Genomic DNA, 17,858 nt, shown 5'->3' on the forward strand with positions numbered 1-17,858 from the left:
CTAGGTGAGGTTTTCTGGGTAAGGTCCATAGGGTCGAGCCCCACATGGTGAGGTGATGATCGTGGCTGGAGACGAGAGTCCTACCGCGGCAGAGCTGCGTAACCAGGTCCGGTACCTGGAGGCCGAGGTCGCAGCGTTGCGGCGGAGGTTGTTGGAGCACCCGGCGGACAGCCGGTCGCTCGAGAGCAGACTGTCCGAAACCCAGGCGTCCTTGTCGAGTGTGACCGCCCAGAACGAACGGCTGGCGGACACCCTTCGCGAGGCCCGAGAGAAGATCATCGCCCTGAAGGAGGAAGTCGACCGGCTGGCCCAACCGCCGTCCGGTTTCGGTACCTTCCTGGGCCGCAACGACGATGACACGCTGGACGTGTTCACCGGGGGCCGCAAGCTCCGGGTCGCTGCGAGCCCATCAGTCGACTTGGACGCGCTTCGGCTCGGCCAGGAACTGATGCTGAACGAGGCGCTGAACGTGGTCGAAGCCTGCGACTTCGAGGTCGTCGGTGACGTGGTGATGTTGAAGGAGCTGCTGGCCGACGGCGAGCGGGCACTGGTGATCGCGCAGGCGGACGAGGAACGTATCGTCCGGCTCGCCCAGCCGCTGCTCGACCAGTCGCTGCGGACCGGTGACTCCCTGCTGCTGGAGCCCCGCTCCGGCTATGTCTACGAGAAGATCCCGAAGTCCGAGGTCGAGGAGCTGGTGCTCGAAGAGGTCCCGGACATCGACTACACGCAGATCGGTGGGCTGGCCGGCCAGATCGAGCAGATCCGGGACGCGGTCGAGATGCCGTATCTGCACAAGGACCTGTTCCTCGAGCACGAGCTGAAGCCGCCGAAGGGTGTCCTGCTGTACGGGCCGCCCGGCTGTGGCAAGACGCTGATCGCGAAGGCGGTCGCCAACTCGCTGGCCAAGAAGGTCGCCGAGCGGACCGGGGTGGAGGGGCAGAAGTCGTTCTTCCTCAACATCAAGGGTCCGGAGCTGCTCAACAAGTACGTGGGTGAGACCGAGCGGCACATCCGCCTCGTCTTCCAGCGCGCCCGGGAGAAGGCTTCCGAGGGCATGCCGGTGATCGTGTTCTTCGACGAGATGGACTCGCTGTTCCGCACCCGCGGCTCCGGTGTCTCCTCCGACGTCGAGAACACCATCGTCCCGCAGCTGCTGAGCGAGATCGACGGCGTCGAGGGCCTGGAGAACGTGATCGTGATCGGCGCCTCGAACCGTGAGGACATGATCGACCCGGCGATCCTGCGGCCGGGCCGGCTGGACGTGAAGATCAAGATCGAGCGGCCGGACGCCGAGTCCGCCCGCGACATCTTCTCGAAGTACCTGACCACGACGCTGCCGTTGCACCCCGACGACGTCAGCGAGTTCGGTGGCGACCGCGGCGAGTGCGTGAACGGGATGATCCAGCGCACGGTCGAGCGGATGTACACCGAGGCCGACGAGAACCGCTTCCTCGAGGTCACCTATGCCAACGGTGACAAGGAGGTCCTGTACTTCAAGGACTTCAACTCGGGCGCGATGATCCAGAACATCGTCGACCGGGCCAAGAAGATGGCGATCAAGGCGTTCCTCGACGACGGCCAGAAGGGTCTGCGGGTGCAGCACCTGCTGCAGGCCTGCGTGGACGAGTTCAAGGAGAACGAGGACCTGCCGAACACGACCAACCCGGACGACTGGGCCCGGATCTCCGGCAAGAAGGGCGAGCGGATCGTCTACATCCGTACGCTCATCTCCGGCAAGCAGGGCACCGAGCCGGGTCGATCGATCGACACGGCAACGAACACCGGTCAGTACCTGTAACACGCTTCATCGGCAGCCGCCCCGGATCCTCGGATCCGGGGCGGCTGTTGCTTTGCCCGCTCAGTCGTGTTTCCGTAAGCGAGAGGGGAAAGGGCCTGGGGGACGGGTTCCAGGGGGTGGGCGGCATGCCCAGATTCAGCGTGTCCGGAGCGGTTCGGCAGCTCTCGCAGGCGGACTGGCTCAAGCCGCTGCTGGCCGGGATCTTCGTCGACGGTGTCGAGGTCACCCAGGTGATCCAGTACCGCAAGGCGGCGGCGCACCTGACCGACCGAGACGATCACGGGCCGGACAACTCGATCGGGCTGGTCGCCGACAAGACGGCGTACGTGCGGGTGTACGTGCATGCGGTGTTCGCCGACGTGCCCAACGTGCAGGCGACGGTCACGGTGCAGCGGATGAAGTACGGCGTCTGGGTGGATGCCGGGACGCTCAGTCAGCAAGGTCCAGGGGTGATCACCGCGCTCGCGGAGCCGGACTACGAGACCGAGCGCGGCACGCTCTGGAACAGCCTGAACTTCGTCATCCCCGCGGCCCAGATGCGCGGGACCTTCCGGCTCAAGGTGGTTGCCACCGCGCCGAGCCGCCGCAGCGCGGAGTACACCCAGGTCGTTGGCGCGAGTCTGCTCCAGACGCTCAGAGTGCGGATGATCCCGGTCCGCTATTCGGGTGACGACTTGGCCGGCAACCATGTCGACCTGCCCGCGCCGACGATCGCCGACCTGCAGAGCACAGTGCCACAGACTCTGGACTGGTTCCCGGTCTCGAGGACGCCCGAGTTGTCGATCGCCGGCACGATGAACTGGTTCGTCCCGTTGGCCGGGGCCATTGTCGACGGCAAGTGTCCGGACGCCTGGAACAGCCTGCTCAGCTGGCTCTATCTGATGAAGATGGCCGACGGCAACAGACCCGGTTGGCTGTACTACGGCCTGCTGCCGAGCGCGATTCCGCGGAGCGGCGCGGGCGGCTGTGGTGGTGGCGGGGCAGGCCTCGGCGCCGGCCCGGTCGGTCGGCAGGAGTCGATGGGGCACGAACTCGGCCACATGCTCGGCTTCGACCATGCGCCGTGCGGGCTGACCAACGACCCGAACGTCGACCTCGCCTACCCGGCGTACGAGCCGTACGACTCGGAGACGAGCAAGATGGCGTCGATCGGCGAGTACGGCTTCGACCTGTCCGGGCCGTCCGTGCTCTCGCCGCGAGTCGGCCGCGACTTCATGTCGTACTGCGGACCGCGGTGGCCGTCGCTCTACCAGTACCAGCGGATGCTGCAGCACAGCGCACTGAACCCGGTGTGGATCCCCGGACCGGGCGACGTCCGCCCACCGAACGTGCAGCTCGATCTCGACGGGCCGATCCCGCACTACCTCCCTGACCCGCCACCGCCCTGGGTGGTGGATCAGCAGGTTCCGGTGCTGACCCTGATGGTGATCGGCCGGCTGAACGGTGGAGTGATCGAGGTCGAGCATGTCGTCACGCTGGAAACCGTGGCCACACAGGCCGGTACGCCGCTGCCCGGCGCGCGACTGGACCTGATTGACGACGAGGGCAGGATCGTTGCCACAACCCCTGTTCGGGTGATCGAGACGCTGGCTTGCGGGGACGGCAGCGGCGGCTGTGGTTGCAGCGGAGGCGGCCCGGTGGACTCGGGAGTGATCTGCGCGGTGATCCCCGAGCCGCGGCGCGGTTCGACCTTGCGGATCGTGCGCGACGACGAGGAGGCCTGGATCCGAGAGCCTACCGGCGCACCGCCGCGAGTGGAGGGACTTCAAACGGCCGTCGAGGGTGAGTGGCTGCGGGTGACCTGGCAGGAGGAGGTGGACGCCTATCGGCCGCTTCGGATGCTGCGCTGGTCTGGCGACGAAGGGGAGACCTGGCAGGTCCTGGCCGCTGCCCTGGACGCTGGTGAGGCGAACGTGCCGGTGGCGACGCTGCCGTCGGGATCGGCGCTGATCCAGCTGATCGCCTCGGACGGCTTCGATACCGGCGTCAGTGAGTGGACCCACGTCGACGTACCGCGCCGCGCGCCGGACGTCACGATCATCGCCCCGGCCGCCGGGGCGACTGTGCGAGCAGGATCGTTGATCCGGCTCGCCGCATTGGCCACGGACAGCTTCGGCCACCCGCTGGCCGACGACCAGTTGCAGTGGGAGCTCGACGGCCAGCAGGTCGGTGCCGGGGCCGAGGTCTTCGCCGACCTGATGGACTTCGAAGGCGACCATCGGGCCGTGCTGATCGCCGACGACGGCACCGGCCGGGTCGAGGTGATGACGGACTTCTGGGCCTCCGGCAACGGCCGCGCACCTTTCCGCCGGAGCTGACGGTATTCGAAATATTTCGATAATTCTTAAGGACGATTGCCTAAGAGGAAATCCCCTCAGGGGCGAAATGTTTCGAGAAATTCTCGGTATTTCGCTCTTGATTTATCGGTCCGCTATGCCCACGATCACTGCGTGACGTCACCCCACATCTGACCGCCCCCAGAGAAGGTGAACCGCATGATCAGAAGAAGCCTGGCGGCCTTGACCGTCAGTGCCCTGGCCGCGACCGGCCTGGCAGTACTCGTCCCGTCCACCGCCGAAGCCGCCACCACCCTCGGCGCCTCGGCCGCCCAGACCGGCCGGTACTTCGGTACCGCGATCAGCGCCGGCAAGCTCGGCGACTCGGCGTACACGACCATCGCGAACCGCGAATTCAACATGGTCACGCCCGAGAACGAAATGAAGATCGACGCGACCGAACCGAATCGCAACCAGTTCAACTACACCAACGCCGACCGCGTCCTGAACTGGGCCACCAGCAACGGAAAGCGCGTCCGCGGCCACACTCTCGCCTGGCATTCCCAGCAGCCGGGCTGGATGCAGAGCCTGAGTGGCTCCACCCTCCGCAGCGCGATGCTCAACCACGTCACCCAGGTCGCCAGTCACTACCGCGGCAAGATCTACGCCTGGGACGTCGTCAACGAGGCCTTCGCCGACGGCAGCTCGGGCGCCCGGCGGGACTCGAACCTGCAGCGCACCGGCGGCGACTGGATCGAGGCCGCCTTCCGGGCCGCGCGCACCGCCGATCCGGGCGCGAAGCTCTGCTACAACGACTACAACATCGAGAACATCAACCAGGCCAAGACCCAGGCCGTGGTCGCGCTCGTTCGCGACTTCAAGAACCGCGGCGTACCGATCGACTGCGTCGGTCTGCAGTCGCACTTCAACAGCGGCAGCCCGCTGCCGAGCGACTTCCAGACCACGTTGACCACCTTCGCCAACCTGGGCGTCGACGTGCACATCACCGAACTCGACATCCAGGGCTCGGGAACCGACCAGGCGAACAAGTACCGCAGCGTCGTACGGGCCTGCCTGGCCGTCGCGCGCTGCAAGGGCATCACCGTGTGGGGGGTGCGTGACACCGACTCCTGGCGGCCCGGTGACACGCCCCTGTTGTTCGACGGCAGCGGCAACAAGAAGGCGGCGTACAACTCGACGCTGGCCGCACTGAACGGCGCCATCGCAGTACTGCCACCGGCCGACTGCCGCAACGGTTATGTCGCCCTCACCTACGACGACGGCCCGAACGCCGGCAACACCAGGACGTTGCTCAACGCGCTGGGCTCAGCCGGCGTACGGGCGACGATGTTCAACACCGGTCAGAACGCTGCCGCCAATCCAGGCCTGGTGGCAGCCGAGGTGAGCGCGGGGATGTGGGTCGCCAACCACAGCTACACCCACCCACACATGCTCACTCTGGGATCGGCCCAGCAGTCGTCCGAGTTGTCCCGAACCCAGACGGCCATCCGCAACGCGGGCGGCGGTACGCCGAACCTGTTCCGCCCGCCGTACGGCGAATCGAACGCCGGCCTCCAGTCGGTCGCCTCGGGCCTCGGCCTGCGAACCATCATCTGGGACGTCGACTCGCAGGACTGGAACGGCGCCTCCACCGCCCAGATCGTGCAAGCCGCAAGCCGGCTGACCAACGGCCAGAGCATCCTCATGCACGACCAGTACGCGACCACGGTCGCCGCCGTACCGCAGATCGTCTCCGGCCTGCGCAGCCGGGGCCTGTGCGCCGGCAAGATCTCCCCAACCACGGGCCGGGCAGTCGCCCCTTAGTCCGCCCCCACTGGCTATCGGGGGTTTCCCCGATAGTCAGTGGTCCGGTCGCGTCGTACCTTGCTGGTATGGCGACGGACGAGATTCGCAAGGACCTGCGGGCCGCGGTGGCGGCGCGGCAGGAGCTGGGGCCGGAGTACGAGCTCGAGGTGATCGAGGGGTTCCTCGCCAAACTCGACGCGCACACCGCGCAGCATGTCGCCACGCCGCCGGTGCAGGCGCCGAAGCCGACCCGGGACGGTGATCCGGGTGGGCTGGCGCTGGCCATCGTGTCGGTGGGCGCGGGGATTCCGATCACCGCCATCGCCGCTGCTCAGGAAGGTGTCTTCGCGATCGTGGTCTGCTGGGGCGGTCTGGTCGGGATCAACCTGGCCCGTTCCATCTCACGCTTCGTCAGAAACAACTGACGATCCTCGGGAGACCGCTCTGGACGTCGTCGGGCAGGTCGAGCAATAGGCCGCGGTGGACCTGGTACCACGGGCTGAGCCGGATCCAGTCGAGCGCTCGGTGTCGTAGCTCGTCGGTCACTGGGTAGGTCTCCTGCAGGCCGGTCGCGATGCCTTCTGGGGCGCCGTTGAGGAGCCAGCACAGGTCCAGGGCGGGGTCGCCGATCTGGGCGTCGGTCCAGTCGATGATGCCGGTCATGCGGCCGTCGGCGACCAGTAGGTGGTTGCTGCCGAGGTCGGCGTGGATCAGCGACGTACGGGTTTGGGCCACGCGGGTCAGTAAGGCCTCGGCGGGCTGGTGGAGGTCGGGTGGGAGCAGGGGGATCACCTGGGCTCGGCACTCGTCGAGGAAGGTCGCCTTCTCCAGGGCGGCTGTTGCGGCGTCCAGTGCGCGATATGCGACCGCTTCGGTTGGGTCGACGGCGTGCAGTGCGGTGAGGAACTCGCCTAGCTGGCGGCCGAGCGCAGTACTGCCTGCTTCTAATGGCTCGCCGAGCAGCACCCGGTGGCGTACGCCGTATTGCGTGAGCTCGGGGACCGGTACTGGGATCGGCAGCTGTGGCGCGAGCCAGGGGAGGAGCGTGGCCTCAGCGAGGAGTCGTGGGCGGACCTGTTCGCGGCGGGGCTCGCGGTGGAGCCAGTCGCCGTCCAGCCAGGCTCTGCTGTCCCAGCCGTCGTCGTTGATTGTCACTGCAGGTAGGTCCGGACCAGTGGGCCCAGGAGGGCGACTGTGTCGGGCATGAAGGGCCACTCGTCCAGCTTGGCGACCAGCTCTGCGGGTGACATCCAGGCGCCCCAGGCGACCTCCTCCGGCTGGTGCTTGACCGGGCCTTCCCAGACACACGTGTAGAGGTAGGCGTGGTAGCTGGTGTTGTCGTCCGCGTAGTCGCCCTCGGGCAGGCGGGTCAGCTCGACACCGGTGATGCCCAGCTCCTCGTCCAGCTCGCGGACGACAGCGTCGTACGGGTCCTCGCCGGCCGCGACGACACCACCGGCCGCGAAGTCGTAATGGCTCGGGTAGACGTCCTTGGTCGCGGTTCGGCGGTGCACGTAGATCTCACCGGCGCCGTTCCGGACCAGGACGCCGGTCGCGCCGTGCCGCAGGTTGTCGCGTCTCATCACCGAGCGCGGCGCGGACCCGCACACCCGGCCGTCGCTGTCCAGCAAAGCCACCAGTTCGTCCATTTGCGCAGTCTCACAGGTAACCCTGTGGACAGTTCAACCCCTTTAGTCGTCCTTACCGCGTAGGCTCGATTCATGAGTGTTCGGCGGATCATGGGGACTGAGACCGAGTTCGGCATCTCGGTTCCTGGCCAGCCCGGGGCCAACCCGATGCTGACCTCGAGCCAGGTGGTCAACGGCTACGCGCAGACGCAGCCGCTGGCGCGCAAGACGCGATGGGACTTCGACGAGGAGCACCCGTTACGCGACGCGCGCGGCTTCGACCTGAGCCGGGAGGTGGCGGACTCCAGCCAGCTCACCGACGAGGAGACCGGGCTGGCAAACGTCATCCTGACCAACGGCGCCCGGTTGTACGTCGACCACGCCCACCCGGAGTACTCCGCGCCGGAGTGCACCAACCCCCGCGACGTGGTGGTCTGGGACAAGGCCGGCGAGCTGGTGATCATGGAGGGCGCCCGGCAGGCCCGGCAGATCCCCGGCGCGCCGCAGCTGAACCTGTACAAGAACAACACCGACAACAAGGGCGCGTCGTACGGCTCGCACGAGAACTACCTGATGCGCCGGTCCACGCCGTTCGCGTCGATCGTGCGGCACCTGACCCCGTTCTTCGTCAGCCGCCAGGTGGTCACCGGGGCCGGCCGGGTCGGGATCGGCCAGGACGGCAGCACGAACGGCTTCCAGATCAGCCAGCGGGCCGACTACTTCGAGGTCGAGGTCGGCCTGGAGACCACGCTGAAGCGGCCGATCATCAACACCCGTGACGAGCCGCACGCGAACCCGGACCGGTACCGCCGGCTGCACGTGATCATCGGCGACGCGAACCTGGCCGAGATCTCGACCTACCTGAAGGTCGGCACCACCTCGCTGGTGCTGGCGATGATCGAGGACGGCTGGCTGACCGACGACCTGTCCGTCGACCGGCCGGTGATGGCGCTGCACGAGATCAGCCACGACCCGACCTGCACGCACCTGATGACGCTCAAGGACGGCCGCAAGATCACCGCGATCCAGCTCCAGGTGGAGTATCTGGAGCAGGCCCGCAAGTACGTCGAGGACAAGTACGGCGACGACGCCGACCGGCAGACCAAGGACGTGCTGCACCGCTGGGAGAGCGTGCTGGACCAGCTCGCGATCGACCCGATGCAGCTGTCCGACCAGCTCGACTGGGTCGCGAAGTACAAGCTGCTGCAGTCCTACCGCGACCGCGACGGGCTGGAGTGGGACGACCCGAAGCTGCACCTGGTCGACCTGCAGTACGCCGACCTGCGCCCGGACAAGGGGCTGTACTACAAGCTGGTCAAGTCCGGCCGGATGCAGCGCCTGGTCAGCGACGAGGAGATCCGGATGGCCGTCTCGCATCCGCCGACCGACACCCGCGCCTACTTCCGCGGCCGCTGCATGCAGCAGTACGCCGGTCAGGTCGCGGCCGCCTCCTGGGACTCGGTGATCTTCGACCTCCCGGGCCGTGAATCGCTTCAACGCATCCCGACCCTGGACCCGCTGCGCGGTACGAAAGCCCACGTCGGAGCGTTGCTCGACCAGTGCGACACCGCGAGTGACCTGGTTCGCACCATTACTGGGGGTGCTGCCGGGTAGGGTCGTTCGTAGAGAGCCGGTTGGGCGGTTCTCCACTGCGGTTCTAGGAGGTGTGTGCCATGGCGAAAGACGGCGGACAGCAGCACAAGCAGCCGAAGCGCTCGTCGACCGAAGAAGAGGTCACCGAGGTCAAGTCCGGTGAGGACGTGGCCGAGCGCAAGGAACGGCTCGACGACGACGTCGACTCGATCCTGGACGAGATCGACGAGGTGCTGGAGGAGAACGCGGAAGAGTTCGTCCGCGGCTTCGTGCAAAAGGGTGGGGAGTGAACCGCTAGATGACATTCGATGCCTCCGGCCGGTTGCCGGAAGCCTTCCTGACCCCAGGTGGCTCGTCCTTCATGGACTTCCTGGCCGGGCACGCGCCCGACCTGTTGCCCGGACGACGCGACCTGGGGGTGGGTGACTTCGGCAAGGACGTCCCGCACGGTACGACGATCGTCGCCGCCACCTTCGACGGTGGCGTGGTGATGGCCGGCGACCGGCGCGCCACGATGGGCAACATCATCGCCCAGCGCGACATCGAGAAGGTGTTTCCGGCCGACGAGTACTCCTGCGTGGCCTTCGCCGGTACGGCGGGCCTCGGGATCGAGATGGTGCGGCTGTTCCAGGTCGAGCTGGAGCACTACGAGAAGCTCGAGGGCACCACGCTCAGCCTCGACGGCAAGGCCAGCCGGCTGACCGCGCTGATCCGCGGCAACCTGCCGATGGCGATGCAGGGCCTGACCGTGGTGCCGCTGTTCGCGGGCTACGACCAGGACATCAAGGGCGGCCGGATCTTCTCCTACGACCCGACCGGCGGGCGGTACGAGGAGCGCGCCTTCCACAGCGTCGGCTCCGGCTCGCTGTTCGCCCGGGGCGCGCTGAAGAAGCTCTACCGCGAGGACCTGACCGAGACCGAGACCGTCACGGTGGCGATCCAGTCCCTGGTCGACGCCGCCGACGACGACTCGGCGACCGGTGGTCCGGACATGCTGCGGCGGATCTTCCCGGTGATCGGTGTGGTCACCGCCGACGGCTACCGGCGGCTGCCGGCCGAGGAGGTCGGCGAGCTGGTCGACACCGTCATGGCGGCCCGGCAAGTGCGTCCCGACGGCCCGGCCGCGCCCCTCACCTGACCACCATCGACTGATAGAGGACGACACCCTAGATGAGTACGCCGTTCTACGTCTCGCCCGAACAGTTGATGCGGGACCGGGCCGACTTCGCCCGCAAGGGCATCGCGAAGGGTCGCAGCGCGATCGCCCTGCAGTATGCCGACGGCATCCTGTTCGTGGCGGAGAACCGGTCCCCGGCCCTGCACAAGGTGGCCGAGATCTACGACCGGCTGGCCTTCGCCGCGGTCGGTCGCTACAACGAGTTCGAGAACCTGCGGATCGCCGGTGTGCGGCTGGCCGACATGCGGGGGTACTCCTACGACCGGCGCGACGTCACCGGCCGGGCGCTGGCCAACGCCTACGCCCAGACCCTCGGCGCGATCTTCTCCTCCGGTGGTGAGAAGCCGCTCGAGGTCGAGATCCTGGTCGCCGAGGTCGGCGCCAGCACCGCCGAGGACACGATCTACCGGCTCACTTACGACGGCTCGATCGCGGACGTCCGCGGTTACGCCGTGATGGGCGGCCCGGCCGAGCAGGTCGCGGAGTACGTCGGTGAGCACTACTCCGAGGGCATCTCGCTGGCGGGCGCGCTGCGCCTGGCGGTGGACGCGCTCGGGCACGAGGGCACCGAGGTACGCCAGTTGGAGCCGGATCAGATCGAGGTCGCCATCCTCGACCGGACCCGCACCCAGGTGCGCAAGTTCAAGCGGATCTCGGATGAGACGCTGGCCCGGATCCTGGCCGAGTCGCGCCCGGACACCTCTCCGGCCGGTAATGCCGAGCCGGCGACGCACGCCGAGTCGGCCCAGCCGGTCAACGGTGGCAGCTACGAGAGCGACTCCGCCGACGACGCCCCGGTGGCGCCGCCGGCTGAGGACGACACTCCGATCGCCCCGCCGGAAAACCCGGACACCGACCGCCCGCTGTGACGAGTTCTTCGCCGTCCGCCCCAGATACTTCTGGGGCGGACGGCGTTCGTCCAGGTGACCCTGAGCCGTGGGTCCTGCTCGACGAGGAGCCGGGGTACGACGGGTTTCTCACCGTGCGGAAGCGGCGCTACCGGATGCCGAACGGGCAGGAAGCCGACTGGGATGTCTTCGGCCCAGCACTCAACGCAGGGGTCAGCGGCGGTGTTGCCGTGCTCCCGCTGACGCCTGACGGCAAGATCGTGGTCGTGCGGATGTTCCGGGCCGGCCCCGACCAGGTGGTGACCAACCTCCCCGGCGGGCTGATCGACCCGGGCGAGGAACCGGCCGACGCGGGTCGCCGGGAGTTGGAAGAGGAGACCGGCTACACCTGCGAGTCGATCGAGATCGTGGGATGGATGTGGTCCGGCGCGTCCTCCGTCTACCGCAAGCACGTCGCGGTCGCCCGCGGCTGCCGGCCGGACGGCAAGCAGTCGCTCGACGAGTTCGAGGACTGTGTGCCGGCCGAGCTGACCATCGCCGAGTTCCTGGCCGATCTCCGCACCCCGGGGACGATGACCGGCACCGACGCGGCGTACTTCGCCCTGGATCACGCCGGTCTGCTCTAGCAAACCAGTTGCTCAGCACCAGGCGAGGTCCGAGGATGTCCGCGTGCTGACTGACCGCTGGCCGTTGCGCAACCTTCGCCTCACCACCGAGCGACTCGTCCTGCGCCAACCGGCCGAGGACGAACTGGCGGAGCTGGCCGACCTCGCCGCGGCTGGCGTGCACAAGCCTGGCGAGCGCCCGTTCCTCACTCCCTGGACGGATCTCGAGCCGGCCGAGCGGGCGCAGTACGTGCTGCAGCAACACTGGAACCGCCTCGGCGCGTGGTCGCCGGACAACTGGGCGCTGGAGCTGGCCGTGTTCCGCGACGACCTGCCGATCGGGTTGGTCACGCTGAAGGCCCGCGAATTCGCAGTACTGCGGGAAGTGCGCACCGAGTCCTGGCTGGGTCTGGCTCATCACGGCAAGGGCTACGGCACCGAAGCCCGTACTGCGCTGCTGCACCTCGCCTTCGCGCAGCTCGGAGCCGAGGCGGCGCTGTCGGAGGTGTTCCAGGACAACCACGGTTCGCAGGCGGTCTCTCGCAAGCTCGGTTATCAGCCCGACGGCATCTCCCGCGACGTGTTGCACGGAGAAGTGGTGATCTCGGACCGTCTGCGACTCACCCTCGCCGACTGGCGGCCGCGCGCAGTACGGGTCGAGGGGCTGGAGCAGTGCAGGGAGTCTTTCGGCGGGCAGTAAACTGCTCGACGGACCGCGACTGGCGTTGAGGTGGATGACCACCGGGGAACGGTCTGCCGCATCGAGTCGGCCGAGCCGCGCGCCTGGGCATTCAGACTTCTGTCCAGAGGAGTACGCGTGAGTGCCAAACTGATGATCGGGACCGACCTGGCCGCCGAGATGGTGACCAAGGCGGGGGAGCGGGCCAAGAAGCTGTACGACGAGACCGGCGTCCAGCCCTGTCTCGCGACGGTGCTGGTCGGGGACGACCCGGCCTCGGCCACCTACGTCCGGATGAAGCAGAACCGGAGCAAGAAGGCCGGCATCGGCTCGCGCAGTGTCGTGCTGCCCGCCGAGACGACCACCGAAGAACTGGTTGCCGAACTACACAAACTTTCCAACGATCCTGAGGTGCACGGCATCCTGCTGCAGCACCCGGTCCCGGCGCAGATCGACGAGCGGGCCGCGTTCGAGGCGATCGCTCCGGCCAAGGACGTCGACGGCGTGACGATGCACGGCTTCGCCGCGATGGCGTTCGGTGAGCCCGGCTTCGTCTCCTGTACGCCGGGTGGCATCCTCCGGTTGCTGCAGGCGTACGACGTACCGCTGGAAGGCGCGCACGCGGTCGTGATCGGCCGCAGCCCGATCCTCGGCAAGCCAGCCGGGATGTTGCTGCTGGCATCGAACGCGACCGTCACCTACACCCACTCCAAGACCCGCGACCTGGCCTCGATCGTCAGGACGGCGGACATCGTCGTCGCCGCGGTCGGCCGGGCGAACTTCGTCCGCGGCGACTGGCTGAAGCCGGGCGTCGTCGTGATCGATGCCGGATACAACGAAGGCAACGTCGGCGACGTGCACTTCGAGGAGGCCTCACAGGTGGCGAGCCTGATCACGCCGGTTCCTGGCGGGGTCGGGCCGATGACCATCGCGCTGCTGCTGGAGCAGACCGTCGAGGCCGCGGAATCCGAGACGGTCGCGCATCCGGTGGACGTTCTGTCCTAGTGTTGAGACAGCAACACCATCGATCGAGGAGGCAGTAGCTGTGGCGGTACGGGCGATCCGGGGTGCCACCCAGCTCGAGGTGGACGAGCGCGAGCATCTGCTCGAGCGGTCCGCCGAGCTGGTCAGGGCCGTGCTGGAGGCCAACGAGCTGGAGTCGGAGGACCTGATCAGCATCCTGTTCACCGTCACGCCCGATCTGCGGTCGGAGTTTCCGGCGGTGGCCGGGCGGCAGGTCGGCCTGACCGACGTACCGCTGATGTGCATGCAGGAGATCAACGTCCCGCACGCGTTGCCGCGAGTGGTCCGGATGATGGTGCACGCGGACTCGCCGCGGTCGCGGGAGAAGATCCAGCACGTCTACCTGCACGGCGCCGTCAGCCTGCGCCCCGACCTGACCGGCGCCCAGTGACCGAGCTGCGCGGCCCGGTGCGGATCGTCGGCACCGGCCTGATCGGTACGTCGATCGGTCTCGCGCTGAGCCGGCTCGGGGTCGTGGTCGAGCTGGTGGACGCCAGCCCCGACAACGCCCTGATGGCCGAGCGGATCGGGGCCGGTTCGCGGCTGGTCCAGATCGAGCCGCAACTGGTCGTCGTCGCCGTCCCGCCGGACCACGTCGGGGCGGTGATCGTCGAGCAGCTCCAGCAAACCGACGCGATCGTCACCGATGCCGCCAGCGTGAAGGGCAAGCCGCTCTTCGACGCACGTGCCCTGGTCGCCAAGCCCGAAGACCTCGCCCGGTACGTCGGCAGCCACCCGATGGCCGGCTCCGAGCGAAGCGGCCCATTGGCCGGCCGCGCTGACCTGTTCGAGGGCGCGACCTGGGCCATCACCCCGCACGAGAACAGCGACCTGGACGCGATCGAGCTGGTACGGCGGCTCGCCGTGGCCGCCGGTGCTCGTACGGTCGAGCTGTCGGTGGCCGACCACGACCTCGCGGTGGCCCGCGTCTCGCACCTGCCACAACTGATGTCGTCGCTCGCCGCAGGCACGCTGGTCGACGCACCGGCTGCTCACCTCGAGCTGTCCGGACAGGGTGTCCGCGATGTCACGCGGATCGCGGCCGGTGACCCTGGCCTGTGGACGCAGATCGTCTCCGCCAACTCGCCCGCGTTGAGCGGCCTGCTGGAAGGGATCCGGGACGAGCTCGACCGGCTGCTCATTGCCTTGGGCAAGGAAGAGGCGACCGACGAGGTGACCGCGGTGCTGAACCGCGGTGTCTCCGGCGCGATCCGGGTGCCGGGCAAGCACGGCGCCCCGCACATCGAGCTGGTCCCGGTGCTGGTCACCATCCCCGACCGGCCCGGCCAGCTGGCCCGGTTGTTCGCGGATGCGGCCGCGTCCGGCGCCAACGTCGAGGACCTGCGGATCGATCACAGCCCGGGCCGCCCGGTCGGTGAGGTCGAGTTGTCGGTCAAACCGGCGTCGGTGGATCAGCTGGTCGGGGTACTGACCGAGCGGGGCTGGGCCGTCCACCGGTAATCTTCGGCCCATGATCATCGCTGTTGACGGCCCGAGCGGGTCCGGTAAGTCGAGCACGGCCCGCGGAGTCGCGACCCGGCTCGGGCTGCAGTACCTGGACACCGGTGCGATGTACCGCGCTGTCACCTGGTCGGCGCTGGAGCACGGGCTCGACCTGGACGACCTCGGCGCGGTCGCCGAGCGGGCCCGGGCGGTCGAGCTGTCGATCAGCACCGATCCGGAGCGCGGGCGGTTCGCGGCCGACGGGGTCGATGTCACCGAGGCGATCCGCGACCCGCGGATCAGTGCCAGTGTCAGCAAGATCGCCACCAACCTCGAAGTACGGGCTGAGTTGATCCGGCGGCAGCGCGAGCTGATCGACGCTTCTCAGCCGACGGGTGGTGCCGTGGTCGAGGGGCGTGACATCGCGACCGTGGTGGCGCCGCAGGCGGAGCTGAAGGTGCTGCTGACCGCGGACCAGGACGCCCGGATGGCGCGCCGCAAGGCGGAGTTGGCCGAGGGCTCGGTGACCGCGGAGCAGTTGCGGGACCAGATCGTCCGGCGTGACGCCGACGACTCGACCGTCTCGCAGTTCCAGGTCGCCTCGGACGGCGCGGTGGAAATCGATTCGACCCATCTGACGTTGGAAGAAGTGATCGACGTGATCTGCCGACTGGCGAAGGAGGCTGAGGCCGCACCACGCGACCTGACTTCATGACAGCTGACGAACTGACCGGGCAGCAGGAACTGCCCCGGACCGACGACCTGCCTGCCATCCCGTACCGGCTGGGCAGCATCGTCCGCCATCTGGTCGAGCCGTACGTGCGCTGGCGCTACGACCTCACCATCCACCACGAGGAGCGGTTCCCGCGGACCGGGCCGGTACTGGTCGCTCCCAACCACCTCGGCCTGCTCGACGGGCCGTTGCTGGGCTCGACCGCGCCCCGGATGATGCACCAGCTGGGCAAGATCGAGGCCTTCCACGGGTTCCAGGGAGTGCTGCTGCACCGGGCCGGCCAGATCGCGGTCGACCGTTCGCAGTACGACGTCCGCGCGATCCGCCGGGCGATCCAGATCCTGCGTGAACGCCGGGTGCTGAGCGTCTACCCGGAGGGCACTCGCGGGCCGGGCGACTTCCGCCAGGTGCATGGGGGAGTGGCGTACCTGGCGATGGTCACCGGCGCGCCGATCCTGCCTGTCGCGCTGCTCGGGACCCGGCAGCCGGGCGGCGATATCGAGATCTATCCGCCCCGGGGCAGCCGGGTCGACGTGGTATATGGCGAGACCTTCACGGTGGACCGCGTATCATTTCCCCGGAGGCAGGTCGACGTACGCGCGGTTGCCGACCAGATCGGCGACGTGTTGCGAGCCCATGTGCAGGCGGCCGTCGAAGCCACCGGCCACCCGCTCCCGGGCGTGCCAGACCAGAAGGATCCTGATGAGTGACCTGCCCACCGGCTACGAGTTCGACGCGCAGCCGACCCACGAACGCGAAGACACCGGGCCGATGCCGGTCGTGGCAATCGTCGGCCGGCCGAACGTCGGCAAGTCGACGCTGGTGAACCGGATCATCGGCCGCCGCGAGGCGGTGGTCGAGGACACCCCGGGCGTCACTCGCGACCGCGTCTCGTACGACGCCAACTGGGCCGGCCGCGGCTTCACCCTGGTCGACACCGGCGGCTGGGACCCGGACGCCGTCGGCTTCGCGGCGCTGGTCGCCGCCCAGGCCGAGGTCGCGATCAGCGCGGCCGACGCGGTGATCTTCGTGGTCGACGCGACGGTCGGCATCACCGACTCCGACGAGGCCGTCGTCCGCGTGCTGCGGAAGGCGGGCAAGCCGGTCGTACTGGCTGCCAACAAGGTCGACGACGCCCGCGTCGAGGCCGAGGCGATGAACCTGTGGAGCCTCGGGATCGGCGAGCCGTTCCCGATCTCCGCGATGCACGGCCGCGGTACCGGCGACATGCTGGACGCAGTACTGGCCGCGTTGCCGGAGGCACCGGCCGAGCGGGACGCCCAGCTGGGCGGGCCGCGCCGGGTCGCGATCGTCGGCAAGCCGAACGTGGGCAAGTCGTCGCTGCTGAACAAGGTCGCCAAGGAGGACCGGGTCGTCGTCAGCGAGGTCTCCGGCACCACCGTCGACCCGGTCGACGAGGAGATCACCCTCGGCGGCAAGCAGTGGCGCTTCATCGACACCGCCGGCATCCGGCGCAAGGTGAAGAACGTCCAGGGCCACGAGTACTACGCCAGCCTGCGCACCAACAGCGCGATCGAGCGGGCCGAGGTCGTGGTGGTGGTGATCGACGCGTCCGAGCCGATGACCGAGCAGGACCTGCGGATCATGAACACGGTCGAAGAGGCCGGCAAGGCGCTGGTGATCGCCTACAACAAGTGGGACCTGGTCGACGAGGACCGGCGCTACTACCTGGAGCGCGAGATCGACCGCGACCTGGTGCAGTTCCGCTGGGCGCCGCGGGTGAACATCTCCGCGATGACGGGTCGCCACATGGAGAAGCTGGTGCCCGCGATCGAGGCCGCCCTCGACGGCTGGCAGACCCGCGTCCCGACCGGCCAGCTGAACGCCTTCCTGGGCCGGCTGGTCGCAGCCCACCCGCACCCGGTGCGCAGCGGCAAGCAGCCGAAGATCCTGTTCGGCACCCAGGCGACCACGATGCCGCCGACCTTCGCGATCTTCACCTCCGGCGCGTTCGAGCCGTCGTACCAACGGTTCATCGAGCGCCGGCTGCGCGAGGATTTCGGCTTCGTCGGCAGCCCGGTGCACGTCCAGATCCGGCCGCGAGTGAAGAAGCTCAGAGGCTAGCCCCCTTGGTCAAAAGTGGTCTGGGAATGGGGTAAGGTTTACCCCGGTCGCCCCCACGGGGACGGCCATTCGGGCTGTGGCCTAGCCTGGTAAGGCGCCTGTCTGGGGGACAGGAGATCGCGAGTTCAAATCTCGCCAGCCCGACACAAATGAGGGGCACC

General features: G+C 68.2%; 18 protein-coding genes, 1 tRNA gene and 1 riboswitch. Of the genes, 17 read left to right on the top strand and 2 right to left on the bottom strand.

Annotated elements, in window-relative coordinates; genetic code table 11:
• The first annotated feature begins 55 nt into the window (after nt 1-55).
• The 4 genes from arc to AB0P21_RS00465 all read left to right on the top strand — a co-directional run bounded on the left by arc (nt 56) and on the right by AB0P21_RS00465 (nt 6,308).
• Nucleotides 56-1,801 (top strand): proteasome ATPase, encoded by a 1,746-nt coding sequence (gene arc, locus AB0P21_RS00450; protein ID WP_363692655.1) that lies wholly within the window; start codon nt 56-58, stop codon nt 1,799-1,801.
• Between the two features lie 125 nt (nt 1,802-1,926).
• A complete protein-coding gene (locus AB0P21_RS00455; RefSeq protein ID WP_363692656.1) occupies nt 1,927-4,119 on the top strand; it encodes a hypothetical protein in 2,193 nt (730 codons plus the stop codon).
• Nucleotides 4,120-4,296: 177 nt separating this feature from the next.
• Nucleotides 4,297-5,901, top strand: a complete 1,605-nt coding sequence (locus AB0P21_RS00460) for an endo-1,4-beta-xylanase (protein ID WP_363692657.1) — start codon at nt 4,297-4,299, stop codon at nt 5,899-5,901.
• 68 nt (nt 5,902-5,969) lie between these two features.
• On the top strand, nt 5,970-6,308 hold the full coding sequence (locus AB0P21_RS00465; RefSeq protein WP_363692658.1) for a hypothetical protein: 339 nt from the start codon (nt 5,970-5,972) through the stop codon (nt 6,306-6,308).
• On the opposite strand, the gene AB0P21_RS00470 is transcribed toward AB0P21_RS00465, so the two are convergent.
• Nucleotides 6,295-7,038, bottom strand: coding sequence for a phosphotransferase (locus tag AB0P21_RS00470; protein WP_363692659.1), 744 nt, complete (start codon nt 7,036-7,038; stop codon nt 6,295-6,297). The genes AB0P21_RS00465 and AB0P21_RS00470 overlap by 14 nt on opposite strands.
• Entirely contained in the window at nt 7,035-7,532 is a 498-nt protein-coding gene (locus AB0P21_RS00475) for an NUDIX domain-containing protein (protein WP_363692660.1), read from the bottom strand. The genes AB0P21_RS00470 and AB0P21_RS00475 overlap by 4 nt, the downstream gene beginning before the upstream one ends.
• Before the next feature lie 72 nt (nt 7,533-7,604).
• Between AB0P21_RS00475 and dop the strand changes: the two genes are divergently transcribed.
• The 13 genes from dop (at nt 7,605) to AB0P21_RS00540 (ending at nt 17,841) form a co-directional block, all read left to right on the top strand.
• Complete coding sequence (gene dop / locus AB0P21_RS00480; protein WP_363692661.1) at nt 7,605-9,125, top strand: depupylase/deamidase Dop; 1,521 nt, start codon at nt 7,605-7,607, stop codon at nt 9,123-9,125.
• Nucleotides 9,126-9,184: 59 nt separating this feature from the next.
• Nucleotides 9,185-9,394 (top strand): ubiquitin-like protein Pup, encoded by a 210-nt coding sequence (locus tag AB0P21_RS00485; RefSeq protein ID WP_164593993.1) that lies wholly within the window; start codon nt 9,185-9,187, stop codon nt 9,392-9,394.
• 8 nt (nt 9,395-9,402) lie between these two features.
• The gene (prcB, locus tag AB0P21_RS00490) at nt 9,403-10,242 is read left to right on the top strand and encodes a proteasome subunit beta (RefSeq protein ID WP_363692662.1); all 840 of its coding nucleotides are present in this window, start codon (nt 9,403-9,405) and stop codon (nt 10,240-10,242) included.
• Nucleotides 10,243-10,274: 32 nt separating this feature from the next.
• Complete coding sequence (prcA, locus tag AB0P21_RS00495) at nt 10,275-11,150, top strand: proteasome subunit alpha (RefSeq protein WP_363692663.1); 876 nt, start codon at nt 10,275-10,277, stop codon at nt 11,148-11,150.
• Nucleotides 11,147-11,755 carry an NUDIX hydrolase gene (locus tag AB0P21_RS00500; RefSeq protein ID WP_363692664.1) on the top strand — a complete coding sequence of 203 codons (609 nt, stop codon included), beginning with the start codon at nt 11,147-11,149 and terminating at the stop codon, nt 11,753-11,755. Before prcA ends, AB0P21_RS00500 begins: the two co-directional genes overlap by 4 nt.
• A gap of 43 nt (nt 11,756-11,798) precedes the next feature.
• Nucleotides 11,799-12,434: a GNAT family protein gene (locus tag AB0P21_RS00505; RefSeq protein ID WP_363692665.1), complete on the top strand. Its 636-nt coding sequence runs from the start codon at nt 11,799-11,801 to the stop codon at nt 12,432-12,434.
• A gap of 5 nt (nt 12,435-12,439) precedes the next feature.
• Nucleotides 12,440-12,530: riboswitch (ZMP/ZTP riboswitch) on the top strand.
• A gap of 21 nt (nt 12,531-12,551) precedes the next feature.
• A complete protein-coding gene (locus AB0P21_RS00510) occupies nt 12,552-13,418 on the top strand; it encodes a bifunctional 5,10-methylenetetrahydrofolate dehydrogenase/5,10-methenyltetrahydrofolate cyclohydrolase (protein WP_363692666.1) in 867 nt (288 codons plus the stop codon).
• Between the two features lie 40 nt (nt 13,419-13,458).
• Nucleotides 13,459-13,827: a chorismate mutase gene (gene aroH, locus AB0P21_RS00515; protein WP_363692667.1), complete on the top strand. Its 369-nt coding sequence runs from the start codon at nt 13,459-13,461 to the stop codon at nt 13,825-13,827.
• A complete protein-coding gene (locus tag AB0P21_RS00520; protein WP_363692668.1) occupies nt 13,824-14,897 on the top strand; it encodes a prephenate dehydrogenase in 1,074 nt (357 codons plus the stop codon). The genes aroH and AB0P21_RS00520 overlap by 4 nt, the downstream gene beginning before the upstream one ends.
• A 10-nt stretch (nt 14,898-14,907) precedes the next feature.
• Nucleotides 14,908-15,594, top strand: a complete 687-nt coding sequence (gene cmk, locus AB0P21_RS00525) for a (d)CMP kinase (protein ID WP_363692669.1) — start codon at nt 14,908-14,910, stop codon at nt 15,592-15,594.
• Nucleotides 15,591-16,322 carry a lysophospholipid acyltransferase family protein gene (locus tag AB0P21_RS00530; RefSeq protein WP_363692670.1) on the top strand — a complete coding sequence of 244 codons (732 nt, stop codon included), beginning with the start codon at nt 15,591-15,593 and terminating at the stop codon, nt 16,320-16,322. Before cmk ends, AB0P21_RS00530 begins: the two co-directional genes overlap by 4 nt.
• A complete protein-coding gene (der, locus tag AB0P21_RS00535; protein WP_363692671.1) occupies nt 16,315-17,697 on the top strand; it encodes a ribosome biogenesis GTPase Der in 1,383 nt (460 codons plus the stop codon). Before AB0P21_RS00530 ends, der begins: the two co-directional genes overlap by 8 nt.
• Nucleotides 17,698-17,767: 70 nt before the next feature.
• A tRNA-Pro gene (locus AB0P21_RS00540) sits at nt 17,768-17,841 on the top strand.
• Nucleotides 17,842-17,858 lie beyond the last annotated feature (17 nt).

The sequence above is a fragment of the Kribbella sp. NPDC056861 genome (genome assembly GCF_040687575.1).
Lineage (GTDB): Bacteria > Actinomycetota > Actinomycetes > Propionibacteriales > Kribbellaceae > Kribbella.

Coding starts and splice junctions, on each gene's coding strand:
- AB0P21_RS00475 (WP_363692660.1), bottom strand. CDS start 7,532: ATGGACGAACTGGTGGCTTTGCTGGACAGCGACGGCCGGGTGTGCGGG.
- prcB (WP_363692662.1), top strand. CDS start 9,403: ATGACATTCGATGCCTCCGGCCGGTTGCCGGAAGCCTTCCTGACCCCA.
- arc (WP_363692655.1), top strand. CDS start 56: ATGATCGTGGCTGGAGACGAGAGTCCTACCGCGGCAGAGCTGCGTAAC.
- AB0P21_RS00460 (WP_363692657.1), top strand. CDS start 4,297: ATGATCAGAAGAAGCCTGGCGGCCTTGACCGTCAGTGCCCTGGCCGCG.
- cmk (WP_363692669.1), top strand. CDS start 14,908: ATGATCATCGCTGTTGACGGCCCGAGCGGGTCCGGTAAGTCGAGCACG.
- dop (WP_363692661.1), top strand. CDS start 7,605: ATGAGTGTTCGGCGGATCATGGGGACTGAGACCGAGTTCGGCATCTCG.
- prcA (WP_363692663.1), top strand. CDS start 10,275: ATGAGTACGCCGTTCTACGTCTCGCCCGAACAGTTGATGCGGGACCGG.
- AB0P21_RS00530 (WP_363692670.1), top strand. CDS start 15,591: ATGACAGCTGACGAACTGACCGGGCAGCAGGAACTGCCCCGGACCGAC.
- der (WP_363692671.1), top strand. CDS start 16,315: ATGAGTGACCTGCCCACCGGCTACGAGTTCGACGCGCAGCCGACCCAC.
- AB0P21_RS00455 (WP_363692656.1), top strand. CDS start 1,927: ATGCCCAGATTCAGCGTGTCCGGAGCGGTTCGGCAGCTCTCGCAGGCG.
- AB0P21_RS00485 (WP_164593993.1), top strand. CDS start 9,185: ATGGCGAAAGACGGCGGACAGCAGCACAAGCAGCCGAAGCGCTCGTCG.
- AB0P21_RS00465 (WP_363692658.1), top strand. CDS start 5,970: ATGGCGACGGACGAGATTCGCAAGGACCTGCGGGCCGCGGTGGCGGCG.